This window comes from Haladaptatus sp. AB618, assembly GCF_024136965.1.
Lineage (GTDB): Archaea > Halobacteriota > Halobacteria > Halobacteriales > Haladaptataceae > Haladaptatus.
In genome coordinates, this window is the sequence record NZ_JAMYJX010000039.1 from 1 (window position 1) to 276 (window position 276).

General features: G+C 60.5%; 1 protein-coding gene. It reads left to right on the forward strand.

Translation table 11 applies throughout. From position 1 onward, the window contains the following. A partial coding sequence (locus tag NKF26_RS24575; RefSeq protein ID WP_253235037.1) for an ABC transporter permease subunit occupies positions 1 to 276 on the forward strand: 276 nt, incomplete at both ends.

Consider the following 276-nt stretch of genomic DNA (forward strand, 5'->3'; position numbering starts at 1 on the left):
CGCGGACGATGGGGATGAGCACGCCGCGCATCCTGTTCAAGGACGTCATCCCGAACCTGATGCCGTTCGTGTTGGTCAACTTCGCCAACGCCGCTCGCTACGTCGTCTTTACCTCCGTCGGCTTGGCCTATTTGGGCATCCTGCCCACGTCGGTGCCCAACTGGGGCGTCGATTTGAACAACGCGTACAAGCAAGCGGGGGCGCTCGTTGGCACGAGCGCGCTGTATCAGCTTATCGTGCCGATGATCATGATCATGGGTATCGCCCTGTCGCTCA